The organism is Alcaligenes sp. MMA, from assembly GCF_020907215.1.
GTDB classification, from domain to species: domain Bacteria; phylum Pseudomonadota; class Gammaproteobacteria; order Burkholderiales; family Burkholderiaceae_B; genus Alcaligenes; species Alcaligenes aquatilis.
On record NZ_JAJJPP010000002.1, the window covers coordinates 317,556 to 333,419 of the forward strand.

General features: G+C 55.4%; 17 protein-coding genes and 1 tRNA gene. 13 read left to right on the plus strand and 5 right to left on the minus strand.

Annotated features, from left to right (window positions below):
• Positions 1-7 precede the first annotated feature (7 nt).
• From LNA76_RS09930 to mutM, 4 genes are all read right to left on the minus strand, one after another.
• Complete coding sequence (locus tag LNA76_RS09930) at positions 8-217, minus strand: DUF2783 domain-containing protein (RefSeq protein ID WP_009461092.1); 210 nt, start codon at positions 215-217, stop codon at positions 8-10.
• Positions 205-1,878, minus strand: coding sequence for an FAD-dependent oxidoreductase (locus tag LNA76_RS09935; protein WP_094195605.1), 1,674 nt, complete (start codon positions 1,876-1,878; stop codon positions 205-207). Before LNA76_RS09935 ends, LNA76_RS09930 begins: the two co-directional genes overlap by 13 nt.
• A gap of 24 nt (positions 1,879-1,902) precedes the next feature.
• Complete coding sequence (locus LNA76_RS09940) at positions 1,903-2,859, minus strand: MBL fold metallo-hydrolase (protein ID WP_094195606.1); 957 nt, start codon at positions 2,857-2,859, stop codon at positions 1,903-1,905.
• Positions 2,860-3,023: 164 nt separating this feature from the next.
• The gene (gene mutM / locus LNA76_RS09945) at positions 3,024-3,851 is read right to left on the minus strand and encodes a bifunctional DNA-formamidopyrimidine glycosylase/DNA-(apurinic or apyrimidinic site) lyase (RefSeq protein WP_094195607.1); all 828 of its coding nucleotides are present in this window, start codon (positions 3,849-3,851) and stop codon (positions 3,024-3,026) included.
• 122 nt (positions 3,852-3,973) lie between these two features.
• Here mutM and LNA76_RS09950 point away from each other — a divergent pair, with 122 nt between their 5' ends.
• The 12 genes from LNA76_RS09950 (at position 3,974) to LNA76_RS10005 (ending at position 13,966) form a co-directional block, all read left to right on the plus strand.
• Positions 3,974-5,719 carry a tetratricopeptide repeat protein gene (locus LNA76_RS09950; RefSeq protein ID WP_230019007.1) on the plus strand — a complete coding sequence of 582 codons (1,746 nt, stop codon included), beginning with the start codon at positions 3,974-3,976 and terminating at the stop codon, positions 5,717-5,719.
• Positions 5,716-6,312, plus strand: a complete 597-nt coding sequence (locus LNA76_RS09955; protein WP_094195609.1) for an outer membrane lipoprotein LolB — start codon at positions 5,716-5,718, stop codon at positions 6,310-6,312. Before LNA76_RS09950 ends, LNA76_RS09955 begins: the two co-directional genes overlap by 4 nt.
• Before the next feature lie 20 nt (positions 6,313-6,332).
• A complete protein-coding gene (gene ispE / locus LNA76_RS09960) occupies positions 6,333-7,271 on the plus strand; it encodes a 4-(cytidine 5'-diphospho)-2-C-methyl-D-erythritol kinase (RefSeq protein WP_094195610.1) in 939 nt (312 codons plus the stop codon).
• Between the two features lie 5 nt (positions 7,272-7,276).
• Positions 7,277-7,353: transfer RNA gene (locus tag LNA76_RS09965), tRNA-Gln, on the plus strand.
• 104 nt (positions 7,354-7,457) lie between these two features.
• Positions 7,458-8,408 (plus strand): ribose-phosphate pyrophosphokinase, encoded by a 951-nt coding sequence (locus tag LNA76_RS09970; protein ID WP_162496912.1) that lies wholly within the window; start codon positions 7,458-7,460, stop codon positions 8,406-8,408.
• Positions 8,409-8,504: 96 nt separating this feature from the next.
• Complete coding sequence (locus tag LNA76_RS09975) at positions 8,505-9,104, plus strand: 50S ribosomal protein L25/general stress protein Ctc (protein WP_094195612.1); 600 nt, start codon at positions 8,505-8,507, stop codon at positions 9,102-9,104.
• A 128-nt stretch (positions 9,105-9,232) separates the two neighbouring features.
• Positions 9,233-9,829, plus strand: a complete 597-nt coding sequence (gene pth, locus LNA76_RS09980) for an aminoacyl-tRNA hydrolase (protein WP_094195613.1) — start codon at positions 9,233-9,235, stop codon at positions 9,827-9,829.
• 3 nt (positions 9,830-9,832) lie between these two features.
• A complete protein-coding gene (locus LNA76_RS09985) occupies positions 9,833-10,654 on the plus strand; it encodes a CPBP family glutamic-type intramembrane protease (RefSeq protein WP_230019008.1) in 822 nt (273 codons plus the stop codon).
• A gap of 131 nt (positions 10,655-10,785) precedes the next feature.
• A complete protein-coding gene (gene ychF, locus LNA76_RS09990) occupies positions 10,786-11,877 on the plus strand; it encodes a redox-regulated ATPase YchF (RefSeq protein WP_123051074.1) in 1,092 nt (363 codons plus the stop codon).
• Positions 11,878-12,188: 311 nt separating this feature from the next.
• Positions 12,189-12,872 (plus strand): CsgG/HfaB family protein, encoded by a 684-nt coding sequence (locus LNA76_RS09995; protein WP_094195616.1) that lies wholly within the window; start codon positions 12,189-12,191, stop codon positions 12,870-12,872.
• Between the two features lie 9 nt (positions 12,873-12,881).
• A complete protein-coding gene (locus LNA76_RS10000) occupies positions 12,882-13,304 on the plus strand; it encodes a DUF4810 domain-containing protein (RefSeq protein ID WP_230019009.1) in 423 nt (140 codons plus the stop codon).
• Positions 13,305-13,315: 11 nt separating this feature from the next.
• Positions 13,316-13,966 carry a DUF799 domain-containing protein gene (locus LNA76_RS10005; RefSeq protein WP_094195618.1) on the plus strand — a complete coding sequence of 217 codons (651 nt, stop codon included), beginning with the start codon at positions 13,316-13,318 and terminating at the stop codon, positions 13,964-13,966.
• A gap of 132 nt (positions 13,967-14,098) precedes the next feature.
• Here LNA76_RS10005 and LNA76_RS10010 read toward each other — a convergent pair whose 3' ends face one another.
• The gene (locus LNA76_RS10010) at positions 14,099-14,896 is read right to left on the minus strand and encodes an AraC family transcriptional regulator (RefSeq protein WP_230019010.1); all 798 of its coding nucleotides are present in this window, start codon (positions 14,894-14,896) and stop codon (positions 14,099-14,101) included.
• Between the two features lie 96 nt (positions 14,897-14,992).
• On the opposite strand from LNA76_RS10010, the gene LNA76_RS10015 reads away from it, so the two are divergent.
• Entirely contained in the window at positions 14,993-15,763 is a 771-nt protein-coding gene (locus LNA76_RS10015) for a crotonase/enoyl-CoA hydratase family protein (RefSeq protein ID WP_125277088.1), read from the plus strand.
• Positions 15,764-15,864 lie beyond the last annotated feature (101 nt).

Below are 15,864 nucleotides of genomic sequence, written 5' to 3' on the forward strand. Positions count from 1 at the left end.
TCCAGATTCAGGCAGCCTGCTCCAGGCAGGTCTGGCGGGCGGCATCCAAGGCTTGCTTGATCACATCCAGCGAGCCGACATGATTGCACAGCAAAAGTACCAAAGCGGCATTCATGGCATGACTTTGTGCCGTGCTCAGGCCTTGGTGGGCATCGATCAACATTTGGTAGAAATCGTCAGCCCGTTCCAGGGGGGTATCGGTATTCAGTGTAGACATGAAGCACTCTCCAGGAAATGGCCACAGGCTTTGTGTATGGCAGTCTGGACAGCTTGCCCGTCCAGATGACGCCAGCGGGCGCACAGGTGTTGATCAGGGCGAATCAGATAGCAAGAACCGGGCTGGGCGTCGTAACGTTGGCGCAGCATATCCTGGCTGTCGATGATGCCGCCTTGGGCCAGGGCTGCGCTAGTGCCTGCGGGCCAGACGCGCAGGCGGGTCAACAGCCCTTGGGCGACCAGTTCCTCGATTGCTTCAGGTTGTTTGACCTGGCCTTCGCCAAACTCCAGCAGGGTGAAACCGGCTCCTAATTGAGCGAGCCACCAATCGTCCTGACCGTTCTTTTGAACAGGTGCATCGGGCACGCAGGCGCCTAGCGCGGTGGCACTTGCAGAAAACTCGTGTGTGTCAGCCGTATTCAAGGGGCTGTCCGGATAGGCGCTGGGCAAAGACAGCCGGCCGCTATTGACCAGTACACGGGCAAAGGCGTGGCGACGTGCCAGGATCAGGGCCGCATCACGGAACAGGCGGCTGACTTCGCTTTTAGGGGTAATGAAATCGGTTGAACGGCTGGAGTGGCGGATGTTCTCGTCCGCGGCCAGTTCACGTTCATGGCTATAGCTGTCCAGCAGGCTGTCGGGAGCCTGGGCATTCAGAACCAGATTCAGCTTCCAGGCTAGATTGTCGGCGTCCTGGATACCGCTATTGGCGCCGCGTGCGCCAAAAGGCGAGACACGGTGGGCCGAGTCCCCGGCAAACAGAATACGGCCATGGCGGAAGCGTTCCATGCGCTCGCAGGCAAAGGTGTAAATACTGACCCATTCCAGCTCAAAGGGGGCGTCGGCCCCCAGGAGAGCGCGAATGCGGGGCAGCACGTTTTCGGGTTTGACGGCTTCAACCGGGTCGGCATCCCAGCCCAATTGGAAGTCGATGCGCCAGACATTGTCCGGCTGGCTGTGCAGCAGAACAGATTGATTGGGATGGAAAGGCGGGTCAAACCAGAACCAGCGTTCAGCGGGGAAGTCGGCCTGCATGCGTACATCGGCAATCAGGAAGCGGTCTTTGAACACGCGTCCGCTGCTGCTTTCACCCAAGGCACGGCGAATGGCCGAGCGCGAGCCGTCGCAGGCCAGCAGCCATTCTGCTTCCAGGGTGTAATTGCCTTGCTGGGTTTCTACGTCCAGATGTACACCTTCCGCCTGGTTCACCACGTTCAGCACTTTATGGCCGGAACGCAGCTCGATCAGGGGCTGGGCGCAGACGGCCTCGTATAGATAGCCTTCGCAGTAGTACTGCTGCAAATTGATAAAGGCAGGGCGCTGGTGGCCTTCTTCGGGCCGCAGATTAAAGCTCCAGACTTCCTGGTTGCGGAAAAAAACCTTGCCCACATTCCAGGACACACCTTTGTCCATCATGCGTGAGCCCACGCCCAATCGGTCCCAGATATCCAGAGTGCGTTTGGCAAAGCAAATGGCCCGTGATCCCTTGGACAGACTGGTGTCGTCGTCCAGAATCACGACCTGGTGGCCTTTGGCCGCCAGATCCAGAGCCATGGTCAGCCCCACCGGGCCAGCACCCACCACCACCACCGGGTGGCGGGCATGGGTAGCCGGTGGGGGCGCTTGCGTCAGCTCCAGGGTCTGGTAATTAATGTCTCCCATTTTCTTTCTCCCTGGCCTTGCGTCTTACTGACCTTCGAGCTGTTTCCACATTTCCAGATCGCGCTCGGCAGTCCAGATGCGTGGGTCTTCGTGACCGTTGACTTCGTCGTAGGCACGGGACACGTCAAAGGGCATGCAGTGATCAAAAATGACCCAGTCTGCGTAGCGAGGCTTCATGAAATCGTAGGTTTCGCGGTAAATGGTCTTTAGATCTTTACCGGCTGCCGCGCCTTGCTGCACGCTGGCGTACAGGTCTGTCAAAAATGCGCGCGTGCCGGCCAGAGCCTGACGCACCTCGGTGGCATTTTTCAGTGCCGGGCCACGGCCTGGCACCATTTGTTCAGCGTTGAACTCGCCCAGGCGATCCAGTGTGCGGGGCCATTCGCGGAAGTAGCAGTCGCCGGCGTAAGGGGTGGATTGGTATTCAACCAGGTCACCGGCGAACAGGATTTTCTGCTTGGGCAGCCAGGCAATGGTGTCGCCCTTGGTGTGGCCACGGCCCACTTGCATCAGGTGTACTTCCAGATTGCCCAGGTCTACCGTCATGTGACCTTCAAAGGTCATGGTGGGCCAAGTCAGGCCGGGGGGAATGGACTCGGCATTGCGGAACAAGCGGGGGAAGCGGCCAATTTCGCTGGCCTTGTCTTGCTCGCCGCGCTCCACAATCAAGTCGTAGGTGTCGCGGCTGGCCAGGATTTCCTGGGCGTCGTAGGCCGAGGCGCCCAGCACGCGCACGGCGTGGTAGTGCGACAGCAAGACATACTTGATGGGCTTGTCGCTGACTTCACGGATGCGGCGAATCACGTCTTCAGCCATGACAGGCGTGGCCTGGGTGTCGATCACCATAATGGCCTCGTCACCAATGATGATGCCTGTATTCGGATCACCTTCAGCCGTATAGGCGTAGGCGTTGTCGGACAGTTTTTCAAAGGCAACGACTTTGTCTTCCAGGTCGTTATGCGAGGCGAAGGACTTGCTCATGAAAATGACTCCACAGTCGATAGGGATGGCGTCAGATTAGTTTATGGTGAATCAGTTAGATATAGGTGAATACCTGAATAGGGCAGGCTTAATGGGAAACAGGCAGACGAGCGCCTGCCTGCCTTATTGGGCATCAGGTGTTTCAGAGAGGGGGGAGAGGAGGCTTAGCGGCGCTGGCAGCGCGAGCAGTAATACGTTGCGCGTTGGCCTTGGACTATCCGTTTGATAGGCTGTTGGCAGCGAGTGCAGGGTTTGCCCACACGCTCATACACATTGGCGTGAATATCGAAGTAGGCACCCGGTTCGCCACTGGCGTTGACGTAATCGCGCAAGGTGCTGCCGCCTGAGTCCAGAGCAGATTGCAAGGTGCTCAAGATGGCCGAATGCAGTTTTTCGCAGCGATGCAAGGAGACCTCACCGGCAGGCAGCTCGGGGTGAATACCGGCCAGGAACAGGGACTCGGACGCATAAATATTGCCTACCCCCACCACAATCTTGCCGCCCAGTAGAGCTTGCTTGATGGCGATGCGTCGTCCTTGCAAGTAGCGGTGCAGGTATTGCGGGGTGAACAAGGGATCAAACGGTTCGATCCCTAAAGTACGTAGTAAAGGGTGGTTTTCCAGAGGGCCGTCCCTATGGGCGTGCCATAATATCGCACCAAACCGTCGTGGGTCATGCAGCAGGAAGCGGGCCTGATCAAAAATCCATTCCGCATGATCATGTTTGCGGCGTTCTTCGTTCTGATCCACACGACGCAAGGAGCCGGACATGCCTAAATGGATGATCTGGACGCCTTGTTCAAAATGCAACAACAAGTATTTGCCTCGACGCGTGCAATTGTTGACGGCCTGGCCTTCAATCCATTGCGGTAAACAGGCAGGCACGGGCCAGCGCAGACGAGGCTCGTGAACCAGGAATTGTCGGACATTTTTTCCCTGGATAAGCGTCGCAATTCCGCGACGAGTTGTTTCAACTTCTGGCAGTTCAGGCATGGGGGGGTGATACCATCAACAAATCTGATTCCTTTATTGTGCCATCGGGCGTTTTCTCGCGCGTATCAGGGCACGGGTTTTTCTGGATGAATGCTCTGACCTTAGCACTAAAGCTGGGCCTGATGTCGTTGCTTGCAGCGGTTTCGGCGCAAGCACAAACCTCTCTTCCCATCCTCAAGGCGGAGCCGCCAGCAGACACCATCCGTTTGCGTAGTGGGCAATTGCCCTTGGTCGGTTTGACCCCGGATATTCTGTATCGCATTTTGGTTGCTGAGATCGCCGCGACGCGCGGTGAATATGATATTGCCAGCCAGACGTTTCTTGCTTTGGCAAGAGATACCAGCGATCCGCGCCTGGCTCAAAGTGCCTTTCAGTACGCCATGGCCGATCGTGATTTAGGCCGTGCGCTGCGTGCGGCCAAAGAATGGGCCTTGCTGGCCCCCAACGATCCCGAAGCCAAAGCGACGGCCCTGGCGCTGGAAGCTTCCAGCGGTCAGACTGAAGGTTTGGCCGATGCCTTGTGGCTGCGTATCTCCCGTGCCCAGGATAAAGAGCAAGCCGTGGTGCAGGCCATGAGCATGGTCAGCAAAATGGTGGATCGTCGTCTAGCGCTGGAAGTGCTGGACAAGGCCTTGCAGCAGCCCGTACGTTCCTTGCCTATCGCTCGTCTGGCTTTGGCAGACACCGCCTGGAGTGCCGGTGATGTGAACCGTGCGGAACGCGAAGCGCGTGAAGCCCTGAAACTGGACCCACATTCTGAAGCGGCCGCGCAGCGCGTGCTGGAATACGGTATCAAAGTTGATCCTTCGGCTGCTTTGCAAAGTGCCCGCATTTTTGTGCGAGACAACCCGGACAGCCGCAAGCTGCAACTATTGCTGGCCAACCGTCTGGTTGAGCGCCAGCAGTTTGGCGAAGCCCAGGCTATTGTGGGGGCCTTGCAGCGTGCCAATCCCGAAGATTTTGATCTGTTGTATACCCAGGCTGAAATTCATATTCGTGCCAAAGAGTATGACCAAGCCCGTAAATTGCTGGAGCAATATATTGCGGTTCAGCAGCAGCGACGCCAGTCCTTGAACGATGCCGTTAACACCGCCTTGGCCAGTATTTCCGAAGCGCGTTTGTCGTTGGTGCAAATCGCCGAAGCCCAAGGCGATATGAACGAGGCGATTCGTCAATTGGATTTGATAGAGGAACCGGCGCTGCGTTTTCAGGCCCAGATTCATAAAGCCGTCCTGCAAGCCCGCCAAGGGAATCTGCCGCAAGCACGTCTTACCTTGGAAAACTCTCGTCCACGCGATATGAGTGAACAGGTCGTCGTGGCTTTGACGTATTCCTCTATTTACCAAGAGAGCGGTCGTACCGATCAGGCGCTGGAAGTGCTGGAGCGCGCCGATCGTGAGTTGCCCGATAGCGCTGAGATCAAATACAACCTGGCCATGCTGTACGAGCAGCGTGCCAAGCACGACAAGTTTGAAGCCTTGATGCGTCGTGTCATTGAACTGCGCCCGGACCATGCCAATGCGTATAACGCCTTGGGCTACACCTATGCGGATCAGAATCGTCGCATGGACGAGGCTCAGGACTTGCTGGAACGCGCGATGGAGCTGGAGCCGGACAATCCCTATATTCTGGATAGCGTAGGTTGGTACCTGTTCCGTATGGGTGATCTGCAAGCGGCACTGGAGTATTTGCAGCGCTCCTACGAACGCCTGCCTGAAGCTGACGTTGCCGCCCATCTGGGTGAAGTGCTGTGGGTAAAAGGCCGTCGTGATGATGCCATGCTGGTATTTCGGGCTGCTCTGAGCAAGGACGCCGAAAACCGAACGTTGAAAGAAACCATTAAGCGTCTGGGAGTACCGCTGCCGTGAGTATCTTGAAACAGCGAGTCTGGAACCGGGCAGGGGCCTTGGTCCTGTTTGCCTTGCTAAGCGCATGTGCGACACCGCCCAAACCCGATGTTGGCAATGCTGTAGATGCGTCCCAAGCGGCAAGCGCTTTGTCTCGTTCCGGTCGCTTTGCGCTGAGCGTGACTCACTCCAGTTCCCAGGTGGAGGCTGTGCAGGGGGGCTTTTCCTGGCGCGATGATGGTCGCAAGCTGATGTTGGACCTGAGCAATCCTTTGGGCAATACCTTGGCGCGTGTCTGGGTGTTGCCAGGTCAGGCCCTGCTGGAGCGCACGGATGGCAGTCAGGAAGTTGCCTCCCATCCCGATGCCCTGGTTGAACAGGTCTTGGGCAGTCCCGTTCCTGTGGCAGGCTTGCGTGACTGGCTGCATGGCCGCACGGGCAGTGCCCCTGTTCAACGCGAGCGCAGAGACGATCAACAAAAGCTGAGCAGTTTCGAGCAGTCCGGCTGGCGTGTGACGCTGTCGCGTTACGACGAACAAGGCCCGCGTTTGCTGCAATTGAATCGACACGAAGCCAACCGCTCCATCAGCGTGCGTTTGGTTGTGGATCAGTAAAGCCCGAGCAGGTTTGTGTAATGGCGCTCTACAACGTCCCGGCTCCGGCCAAGATCAATCTGTTTTTGCACGTTACCGGGCGTCGTGAAGACGGCTATCACTTTTTGCAAACCGCCTTTCGTTTCGTCGATCTGAATGATTACCTAAGCTTTGTGCCACGCAGCGACGGGCAGATCCATCGGACACACAGCACCTTGAGTGATGTAGAGCCTGAACAGGATCTGGTGATCAAAGCCGCTCGCGCCCTGCAACAAGCGACAGGCACCCGGCAAGGCGTAGACATCTCTTGTATCAAGAACATTCCTTCAGGAGCAGGGATGGGCGGTGGCTCCAGCGATGCGGCCACGACCTTGATTGCCTTGAACCGTTTATGGAACCTGGGCCTGAGCCGTCAGGCCTTGATGGATATTGGCTTGCCCCTGGGCGCTGATGTGCCGGTTTTTGTCTTTGGACAGGCTGCTTTTGCGCAAGGGGTGGGCGAGCAACTGCAAGCCATTCAGATGCCGCCCCGGGATTACATCATTATCCGTCCACCGCAATTTATATCCACGGGGAAAATATTTAGCTCCGAATGCTTGACACGTGATGAAAAACCCATCACAATGACGTTCTTTACTGATTGGCAAGAAAAATTCTGGCAAGCCAAGGATAATAATCCTTATTTTGGTAGAAATAATCTGGAGTCAGTCGCATTCAGTCTTTACCCTGATTTAAAAAATTTAAAGCAGGGTTTGCAAAGTTTAAAATTGAATGCTAGAATGACGGGCTCAGGTTCTTGTTTGTTTGTTGAATGCAGAGACAAGCAAAGCGCCAAGATCGGTCAGGTTGAAATTGATCGAAATAGCAGTAAAATAGATTTTTCTGGTAGCGCAGAAACAAGTGGTGGTAAATTGCTGGTCGAACAAACTTGGGTTTGTTCAGGATTGCAAGATCATCCGCTACGCTACTGGATTAAGTAAGCATTTGGGGAATCGCCAAGCTGGTTAAGGCACTGGATTTTGATTCCAGCATGCGAAGGTTCGAATCCTTCTTCCCCAGCCACCTTTCAGGCCTAGCCTGCGATAATGTAAAGCTGTTGAGTCGTTTCCTTGTAGGGGTCTCGATCAACAGCTTTGCTTTTCCTGCATCAAAATCTATCTCCCATCATGGCACAAGACCGATTCATGATCTTCACCGGCACGGCTAATCCTCGCCTTGCTGTCGATGTCGTCAACCACCTTGATATGTCGCTGGGGAAAATGACGGTGGGTCGCTTCTCTGACGGGGAAGCTATGGTTGAAATCAACGAGAACGTGCGCGGTCGCGATGTTTTTGTTCTGCAACCCACCTGTGCTCCCACCAACGACAATCTGATGGAAATCATGGTGATGGTCGATGCCTTGCGCCGCGCTTCGGCCGGTCGCATCACCGCTGCCATCCCTTACTTTGGTTATGCCCGCCAGGATCGACGCCCCCGTTCGGCGCGTGTGTCGATCTCTGCCAAGGTCGTAGCCAATATGTTGCAAGTGGTCGGTGTTGATCGTGTCATGATGATGGATCTGCACGCTGACCAAATCCAGGGTTTCTTCGATATCCCTGTCGACAATATCTACGCTTCCCCCATTTTGCTGGGCGATATCTGGCGTTGTAACTACCAAGACATGGTGGTTGTCTCGCCTGACATCGGTGGTGTGGTGCGCGCACGAGCACTGGCCAAGCAACTGGAAGTGGATCTGGCCATTATCGACAAGCGCCGCCCACGTGCCAACGTATCCGAAGTCATGAACATCATTGGTGACGTCAACGGACGCACCTGCATTTTGATGGACGACATGGTGGATACAGCCGGTACGCTGTGCAAAGCGGCTGAAGCCCTGAAAGAGCGCGGTGCCAAGGCGGTTTACGCCTACTGTACGCACCCTGTGCTCTCGGGCGAGGCCATCGAACGTATTACGCATTCCCAGTTGAACGAGCTGGTGGTGACGGACACCATTCCTTTGTCCGCCAAGGCTCGCGAGTGCAGCAAGATTCGCCAGCTGTCCTGTGCAGCTCTGTTGGGCGAGACCATCTTGCGCATCTCGAACGCCGAGTCCGTCAGCTCCTTGTTCTCTGACTAAGTTTTTTAGCGTGCGCTGGTCGCGGCGTACGTCAACTAGGTAGGCAACTACCGTTTTTTCGCAGTGATCTTATGATCCTGCAAATTGGAGTTTTCCATGAAATTCACCGCTACGTCGCGTGATGTACAAGGTACGAGTGCGAGCCGCCGCCTGCGTCACGCTGGCCAAGTTCCTGCTATTGTTTACGGTGGCGAAGAACAGCCCGTCGTGATCTCTTTGGATCATAACGAGATTTACCACAACCTGCGCAAAGAAGCCTTCCACGCTTCCATCCTGACCATGGAATTGGACGGCAAAGCTGAGAAAGTGCTGTTGCGCTCGGTTCAGTGGCACCCCTACAAACAGCAAGTTCTGCACGTTGATTTCCAACGCGTTCTGGCTTCGCAAGCTATTACCACCAAAGTTCCTCTGAACTTTGAAGGTGGCGATGTGTGCCCAGCCGTCAAGCTGAGCGGCCAAGTCATCAGCCACATCCTGACCGAGCTGGAAATCACCTGCTTGCCAGCTAACCTGCCTGCGTCCATCACTGTGGACCTGAGCGGCATGACTGCCAACGCCAACCTGCACCTGGACAGCATCAAGCTGCCTCGTGGCGTGACTTACGCTGGCAATGACACCAACCCTCTGCTGGCTGCTGCTTTGCCAGTTGGCGGTGGTGCTGCTGCTTCGGAAGAAACAGAAGAAAGCGCCGAGTAATCAAGATTGCCAGCCGGCTTCGGTCGGCTTGCAGCTTGGCGAATCAACCCCTGTCAGCGTATGCTGGCGGGGGTTTGTTATTTGTGCCTGCGCCCTTGCTGGCGTAGGCGCTTTCTGCGAAAACATTCATGTCTGAGCCTATCCGTTTGATTGTTGGCCTGGGTAATCCTGGCCCCGAGTATGAAACCACCCGTCACAATGCGGGGTTTTGGTTGGCAGACCAGTTGGCCGATGATCTGCATGCGACGTTCAACCTGGAAAAGTCCTTTTTCGCCTGGGTGGCTAAAGCGCGTTTTGAAGGTGAGAACGTCATCATCGCCAAACCTATTACCTTCATGAACAAGTCCGGACAAGCCGCCGGTGCTTTGATGCGTTTTTACAAACTCAAGCCCGAACAAGTGCTGGTTCTGCATGATGAGCTGGATTTATTGCCGGGTCAGGTCAAGATAAAAAAAGGCGGTGGACACGCCGGACATAATGGTCTGCGTGACATCCAGTCTGCCTTTGGTACACCAGATTTCTGGCGCTTGCGCTTAGGCATTGGTCACCCCCGCACCTTGGGCTTGGCTCAGCAAGTGGTGAATTTTGTTCTGCATACCCCCCGCAATGAAGAGCTGCGTGAGATTGAAGACGGTATGAATCGTTGCCGAGTCATGATGCCTGCTTTGCTGCGTGGCGACTTTGAGCAGGCGACCCGCCAGCTTTATGCACCCCAGAAGGCTTGACGCATGAAGCCAGCGCCAAGCAGCCAGATGCGTTTCCGGGACGAGCTTAAAGATTTCTTTTACTTTCTGCGTCACCCACGCAGCGCCAGGCGCTTGCCTGGCAGAGTGCAGGGCGATGGCTGGTATCTGGACTGGTTTGCCCCCTTGCCCTGGAAGCGTCTGCTGCAATGGGCGGGCATGCTTTGGTTGATTAATGCGCTGGTACTGGGGCCAATTGCTGTCTCGGTAGCGGGTGTGGGCGGTGCGCAGCATCGTCTGGACCCGACGCGTATTCCCTGGGTGCAAGCCATTATCTGGGCACCTATTGTGGAAGAACTGGTTTTTCGTTTTGTGCTTAGACGGCCATCACAATGGCTGACAGTTGTTCCGCTGGCGGTGTTTCTGATGTTTCAGGGACCAGGCTGGTGGTTGATACAAGGTTTGCTGGTCTTGTGCCTGGCGGTCTGGATCAGCCGTTATACCGGCATGCCACGCCAGGCTTTGCCCGCCGGCAGCCGTTGGTGGCGCAAACTGGTGGGGGCCTTGCAGGGAAGGGCGTGGCGCTTTTCGTCTATGCGACGCTATTGGCGTTTCTTTCCCTGGGTGTTTTATGGTGCAACACTGGCCTTTGGCGCGCTGCATTTGTATAACTTTCAGCTCAACAGCATGAGCTGGTATTTGCTGCCTTTGCTGGTGTTGCCCCAATGCCTGACAGGGCTGGTACTGGCCTGGCTGCGAGTGCGTCGCGGCATTGGTGCCTCGATCGTACTTCATGCCATCTTTAATGGTGGCCCGGTCTTGCTGATTATTGGCCTGCTCAAGCTGTTTGACGGCATTCCTGTCTAAGCAAGCCCGCGTTTCAAGGCGCTATCCTGTGTCCCCGGCACGACTGTTCTGATCCGTCTGCAGGCTCTGTAGCGCCCAAGGGCGCTACAATAGCGCATCGTTTATATAACTCTTTGATTTTCAGGATACTCATGGCACTGCAATGCGGCATCGTTGGCTTGCCCAACGTTGGTAAATCCACTCTGTTCAACGCTCTGACCAAAGCCGGCATTGCGGCTGAAAACTACCCTTTCTGCACCATCGAACCGAACGTCGGCGTGGTCGAGGTTCCAGATCAGCGTTTGCAAGATCTGGCCAAGATTGTGAACCCCGAGCGCATTTTGCCTGCTGTGGTGGAATTTGTAGACATCGCTGGTCTGGTTGCTGGTGCCTCCAAGGGCGAAGGTTTGGGTAACCAGTTCCTGGCCAACATCCGCGAAACCGACGCTACCGTGCATGTAGTGCGCTGTTTTGCCGATGAGAACGTCATTCACGTAGCCGGTAAAGTGGACCCCCTGGCTGATATTGAAATCATCAACACCGAATTGGCGCTGGCTGACCTGGGCGTGGTTGAAAAAGCCTTACACCGTAATCAGAAGCTGGCTCGCTCAGGCGATAAAGACGCTGCCAAGCTGGTAGCCTTGCTCGAACGTATCGAGAAAGCGCTGGGCGAAGGCAAGTCCGTGCGTTCGCTGAAGTTGGACGAAGACGAGCTGCACCAGATTAAATCCTACGGCTTCATCACCGCCAAGCCCACCATGTACGTGGCCAACGTCAAAGAAGATGGCTTTACCAACAACCCGCATCTGGAAGCCGTGCAGAACTACGCTGCCGCTGATGGTGCCCCAGTTGTGGCCGTGTGTGCTGCCGTAGAAGCCGAAATCGCTGAGCTGGATGACGCCGACAAGATCGAATTCCTGTCCGATCTGGGCATGGAAGAGCCCGGCCTGAACCGCGTTATCCGCGCCGCCTACAGCCTGCTGGGCCTGCAAACCTACTTCACCGCAGGCGTCAAAGAAGTTCGCGCCTGGACCATCCGCGTGGGTGACACGGCCCCTCAAGCCGCTGGCGTGATCCACACCGATTTCGAGCGTGGTTTCATTCGTGCACAGACTATCGCCTTTGAGGACTTTGTCGCTTGCAAGGGTGAGCAAGGCGCCAAGGAAGCCGGCAAGATGCGTGCTGAAGGCAAGGAATATGTCGTCAAAGATGGCGACGTGCTGAACTTCCTGTTCAACGTCTAAGGATTTTTCAGAAGTCAGGAACGCTTGGTAGTGCCGTGTGTATGGTTAGACCTTTTGAAATCAAGGGCTTGCCATACATATTGGCCTTCCAAGCGTTTTTTTGTTCATTGATGTCTGAAAACAGCACTTTGCATCACCACCAATATGATCAGTGGCCAACATGATGCCCGGCATCTGCCCATAAAGAATCGAAGGCGTTTTCCCCTAGGGAAAACGCAAAGCCCAAAGTGTATCTTTTTGTTATAGTGTCGGCTCGCTTGTTCTAATGCATAGCGTTGGTATGTGCTATGACCTACGTACTTGGAGATACGATGCTGAATGGTTTGATCAAGGTGGGCGTGGTGCTCAGCCTGTCTGCTGTAATCGCAGGATGCGCTACCGAGCGCTCACAAAGTGTAGTTGTTCCAACAACGGCAGCCGCAGCCACTCGTGCTACCTACCAAGGTGAGCGTAGCCCGATTTCCATTGGTAAGTTTGATAACCGTACCAACTACTTGCGTGGTGTGTTTTCCGACGGCGTGGATCGTTTGGGAGGACAAGCCAAAACAATCCTGACTAGCCATTTGCAGCAAACAGGCCGTTTCCAGGTGCTGGATCGTGACAACCTGTCCGAGATTGCTCAAGAGGCGGGTTTCAATAAACAAGCCAGTCAGATCAAGGGAGCGCGTTACGTTGTGACGGGCGACGTGACGGCGTTTGGCCGCAAAGTGACTGGGGACCAGCAGTTGTTCGGGATTCTCGGGCGCGGCAAGGAACAGACGGCCTATGCCAAGGTTGATCTGAATGTGGTCGATGTCAGCACATCGGAAGTGGTTTTCTCTGCTTCGGGTGCGGGTGAATACGTTTTGTCGAACCGGGAAGTCATTGGCTTTGGTGGCACTGCCGGCTACGACTCCACCCTGAACGGGAAAGTCCTGGATCTGGCTATTCGTGAAGCGGTCGATCACTTGATCGAAGGCATTGAACGAGGCGCCTGGAAGCCTGCTGGCAAATAAGAGGCGGCCATGAGTTCACTGATGTTTTCCAACAAGGCCCCACGGTGTCCGCGCCTGTGGCGTGGTCTGCGCTGGGCGGGTATCTGCCTGTCAGTCGGTGTGCTGACGGCCTGCGCACAACCCAAAAGCCTGTATAGCTGGGACTCTTACCAGCCTATGGTGTATGCGTATCTGCAAGAAGAGGGTGAGGACTATGCAGCACAAGTCCAAACTCTTGAAGAGAATGTAGAGTCGGCGCGTGCGACTGACCAGGCCTTGCCGCCCGGTTTTCGAGCACATTTGGGCTTGCTCTATTTGAAGCTGGGTGATGGAGCGAAGGCCGTGGAGCAATGGGAAGGCGAAAAGAATGCTTTCCCGGAGTCGTCGCCATTCATGAACTTCTTGTTGCGCCACACCACGGCGCAAGCAGATGTACCCGCCCAAGCTCAATAAAAGGTTATTCCATGATCAATAATTTGATGCGGGTAGCAATGCTATCCCTGGCGATGACTTTGGTAGGGTGTGCTGCTCCACAGGCCGAAGTTGACTACTCGGCATTTCGTGAAAGCAAACCTGCTTCTATTCTGGTGCTTCCGCCGCTTAACGATTCTGTGGATGTGGCTGCCACTTCGGCGGTGCTGTCGCAAGCGACCATGCCATTGGCAGAGTCCGGTTACTACGTCCTGCCTGTCGCGGTGATGGAAGAAACGTTTAGGCAGAACGGGTTGGTCACACCAACAGATATCCACGATGTGCCAGCACCCAAATTGCGCGAGATATTTGGCGCAGACTCGGCACTATATATGACGGTGAAAGAGTACGGTGCGCAGTACGTCGTGCTGGCCAGTACGGTCACAGTTAGTATTGAGGCCGACTTGGTAGATCTGCGCACGGGTACCAAGCTGTGGAGCGGACAGAAGTTGGTCAGCTATGCGGGTGGTAGTGGTGGTGGGATTCTGGGCATGTTGATTCAGGCTGTGGTCGATCAGGTGATCAACACCTTGTCGGATCGTGGCTATCAGGTGGCCGGGATGACAAACCAGGCGCTGCTTAGCGCAGGCCAGCCTGGCGGCATACTTTATGGCCCCCGTTCGCCGCATTACGAAACACAGTAATGTGAGCCCTGCCCACTCGGCAGTATTCGTCAGCACCTTATGGACTGAACACCCGATGAAACTCATCGGGTGTTTTGCTTTCAAGCAATCGCCTGATCATCTTCCCGCTGCTTGCTCAAGCAACACATCCGCTCAATAAACCGGCGTTTCCCTGCTCGTCGCCAGATACTGACTGGGCGGCTGCCCTAATGCACGACGAAAAATAGTAGAAAACGCGCTGGGGCTGCTAAAGCCCAGATCCGAGGCCACTCGGGTTATCGGCTCCCCATTCCCCAAACGAGTAATTGACACCAGCAGGCACATTTGCTGCCGCCAGGCCAGGTAGGTCATGCCCATATGCTCCTTGAAGCGGCGGGTGAAGGTGCGGCGGCTTAGCATGGCCCAGGCGGCCATTTCGTCTGTAGAGATGTTCTGGGTCGGATTATCCAGAAAGCGCTGGCATGCGGTCCCTAGTCTTCCGTCAGAGGGCAGGGGAGCACTCAGGCCCAGTCTGGGCATCAGCCGGATTTCTTCCACCAGCAAGCCAATGACGTGATGAGTACGTCCGCAGTCAGTCCGTTCAGCCGGTAGCTCCATGGCCGCGCTGAACAGGTGCCGCAGCAGGGGGGAGACGCCGAACACCTGGCAATTATCCGGCAGTTGCGCCTGCTCGATGGCTTGGGGTGTCAGATAAGTGTTCACCATGGTGACATCACCGCGCATGTGCATTTCATGCGCCACACCCGGTGGCACCCACAGCGCCCGTTTGCTGGGCACTACCCAATTGCCTTTCTCCGTGAACATCGACAGGACCCCCGACGCCGCATAAGCCAGTTGCCCGCACTGGTGCACGTGGTTGGGAAAAATCGATCCTGATGTGAAGGCGCGCAGGCTGACTTCCACATCCCAGTTCGAGTTTTCCAGAGGGTAGTCATTCAGAGAAATACTCATGGCCCAATTTTGCCAAAAACTGACCCGCTTTTAAAGGTGTGAATTTGGTAGTCCCCATAAGATCAGCAAACATCAATTACTTGGGGATAAGAGGGAATGGAGGATTTTGAGTATTTAACGGTGCAACGGGAAGGCGCGGTGCTGCTGGTGGGCTTGAACCGACCAGAAAAACGCAACGCCATGTCCTTGGCAGTGATGCATGAATTGCGGCGGGTTTTTTCCACTATAGGTAGCGAGATTGGGGCCGCCGTGCTCTACAGCACCAGCAAGCATTTTTGTGCTGGCCTGGATTTGGGTGAAGTGCGTAATCAGTCGGTGATTGATTGCGTGCACTTCTTTCGCGAATGGCACGACACCTTTGAGTTGATCCAGTACGGCAAGGTGCCCGTGGTAGCCGCGATGTCGGGTGCCGCCATTGGTGGCGGTCTGGAAATTGCCACGGCCTGCCATATCCGCGTGGTCGATGAAACCGCATTTTTTTCTTTGCCTGAAGGGATGCGTGGTCTTTACGTCGGTGTGGGTGGCTCCGTGCGTCTGCCGCGTCTGGCGGGTTTGAGTTTGATGACAGACATGATGCTGACGGGACGTAGCGTTTATGCCGAGGAAAGCCTTGCCAGAGGTATTGCTCAATACCTGACTCCTGTTGGTGAAGCCTTGAGCAAGGCCAAGGAGCTGGCCAAGACGATTGCCTCCAATCTGCCCATGACGAATTACGCCATCACTCATGTATTGCCGCGTATTACCGATCAAAGTCAGCAAGACGGCTTGCTGACCGAGGCCTTGATTGCCGCCGTTGTTCAGTCTGATCCGGAAACCAGCACCAGGCTGGCTGACTTTTTGGACAAGAAAAAGAACAAGGTGAGCTAAACCCGGCATCGACAAGAAGCAGAAGTTTCTCAACTAAATCGCCAATCAAGCAATTGCTATGACTTGGCATCAAAAACAAATGAGCAGTAAGGGAGATCTGT

Bases quoted from the DNA above. Each gene is read 5' to 3' on its own strand.
- LNA76_RS09930 (WP_009461092.1), bottom strand. From the start codon at position 217: ATGTCTACACTGAATACCGATACCCCCCTGGAACGGGCTGACGATTTC.
- LNA76_RS09935 (WP_094195605.1), bottom strand. From the start codon at position 1,878: ATGGGAGACATTAATTACCAGACCCTGGAGCTGACGCAAGCGCCCCCA.
- LNA76_RS09940 (WP_094195606.1), bottom strand. From the start codon at position 2,859: ATGAGCAAGTCCTTCGCCTCGCATAACGACCTGGAAGACAAAGTCGTT.
- mutM (WP_094195607.1), bottom strand. From the start codon at position 3,851: ATGCCTGAACTGCCAGAAGTTGAAACAACTCGTCGCGGAATTGCGACG.
- LNA76_RS09950 (WP_230019007.1), top strand. From the start codon at position 3,974: ATGTCGTTGCTTGCAGCGGTTTCGGCGCAAGCACAAACCTCTCTTCCC.
- ispE (WP_094195610.1), top strand. From the start codon at position 6,333: ATGGCGCTCTACAACGTCCCGGCTCCGGCCAAGATCAATCTGTTTTTG.
- LNA76_RS09970 (WP_162496912.1), top strand. From the start codon at position 7,458: ATGGCACAAGACCGATTCATGATCTTCACCGGCACGGCTAATCCTCGC.
- LNA76_RS09975 (WP_094195612.1), top strand. From the start codon at position 8,505: ATGAAATTCACCGCTACGTCGCGTGATGTACAAGGTACGAGTGCGAGC.
- pth (WP_094195613.1), top strand. From the start codon at position 9,233: ATGTCTGAGCCTATCCGTTTGATTGTTGGCCTGGGTAATCCTGGCCCC.
- LNA76_RS09985 (WP_230019008.1), top strand. From the start codon at position 9,833: ATGAAGCCAGCGCCAAGCAGCCAGATGCGTTTCCGGGACGAGCTTAAA.
- ychF (WP_123051074.1), top strand. From the start codon at position 10,786: ATGGCACTGCAATGCGGCATCGTTGGCTTGCCCAACGTTGGTAAATCC.
- LNA76_RS09995 (WP_094195616.1), top strand. From the start codon at position 12,189: ATGCTGAATGGTTTGATCAAGGTGGGCGTGGTGCTCAGCCTGTCTGCT.
- LNA76_RS10000 (WP_230019009.1), top strand. From the start codon at position 12,882: ATGAGTTCACTGATGTTTTCCAACAAGGCCCCACGGTGTCCGCGCCTG.
- LNA76_RS10005 (WP_094195618.1), top strand. From the start codon at position 13,316: ATGATCAATAATTTGATGCGGGTAGCAATGCTATCCCTGGCGATGACT.
- LNA76_RS10010 (WP_230019010.1), bottom strand. From the start codon at position 14,896: ATGAGTATTTCTCTGAATGACTACCCTCTGGAAAACTCGAACTGGGAT.
- LNA76_RS10015 (WP_125277088.1), top strand. From the start codon at position 14,993: ATGGAGGATTTTGAGTATTTAACGGTGCAACGGGAAGGCGCGGTGCTG.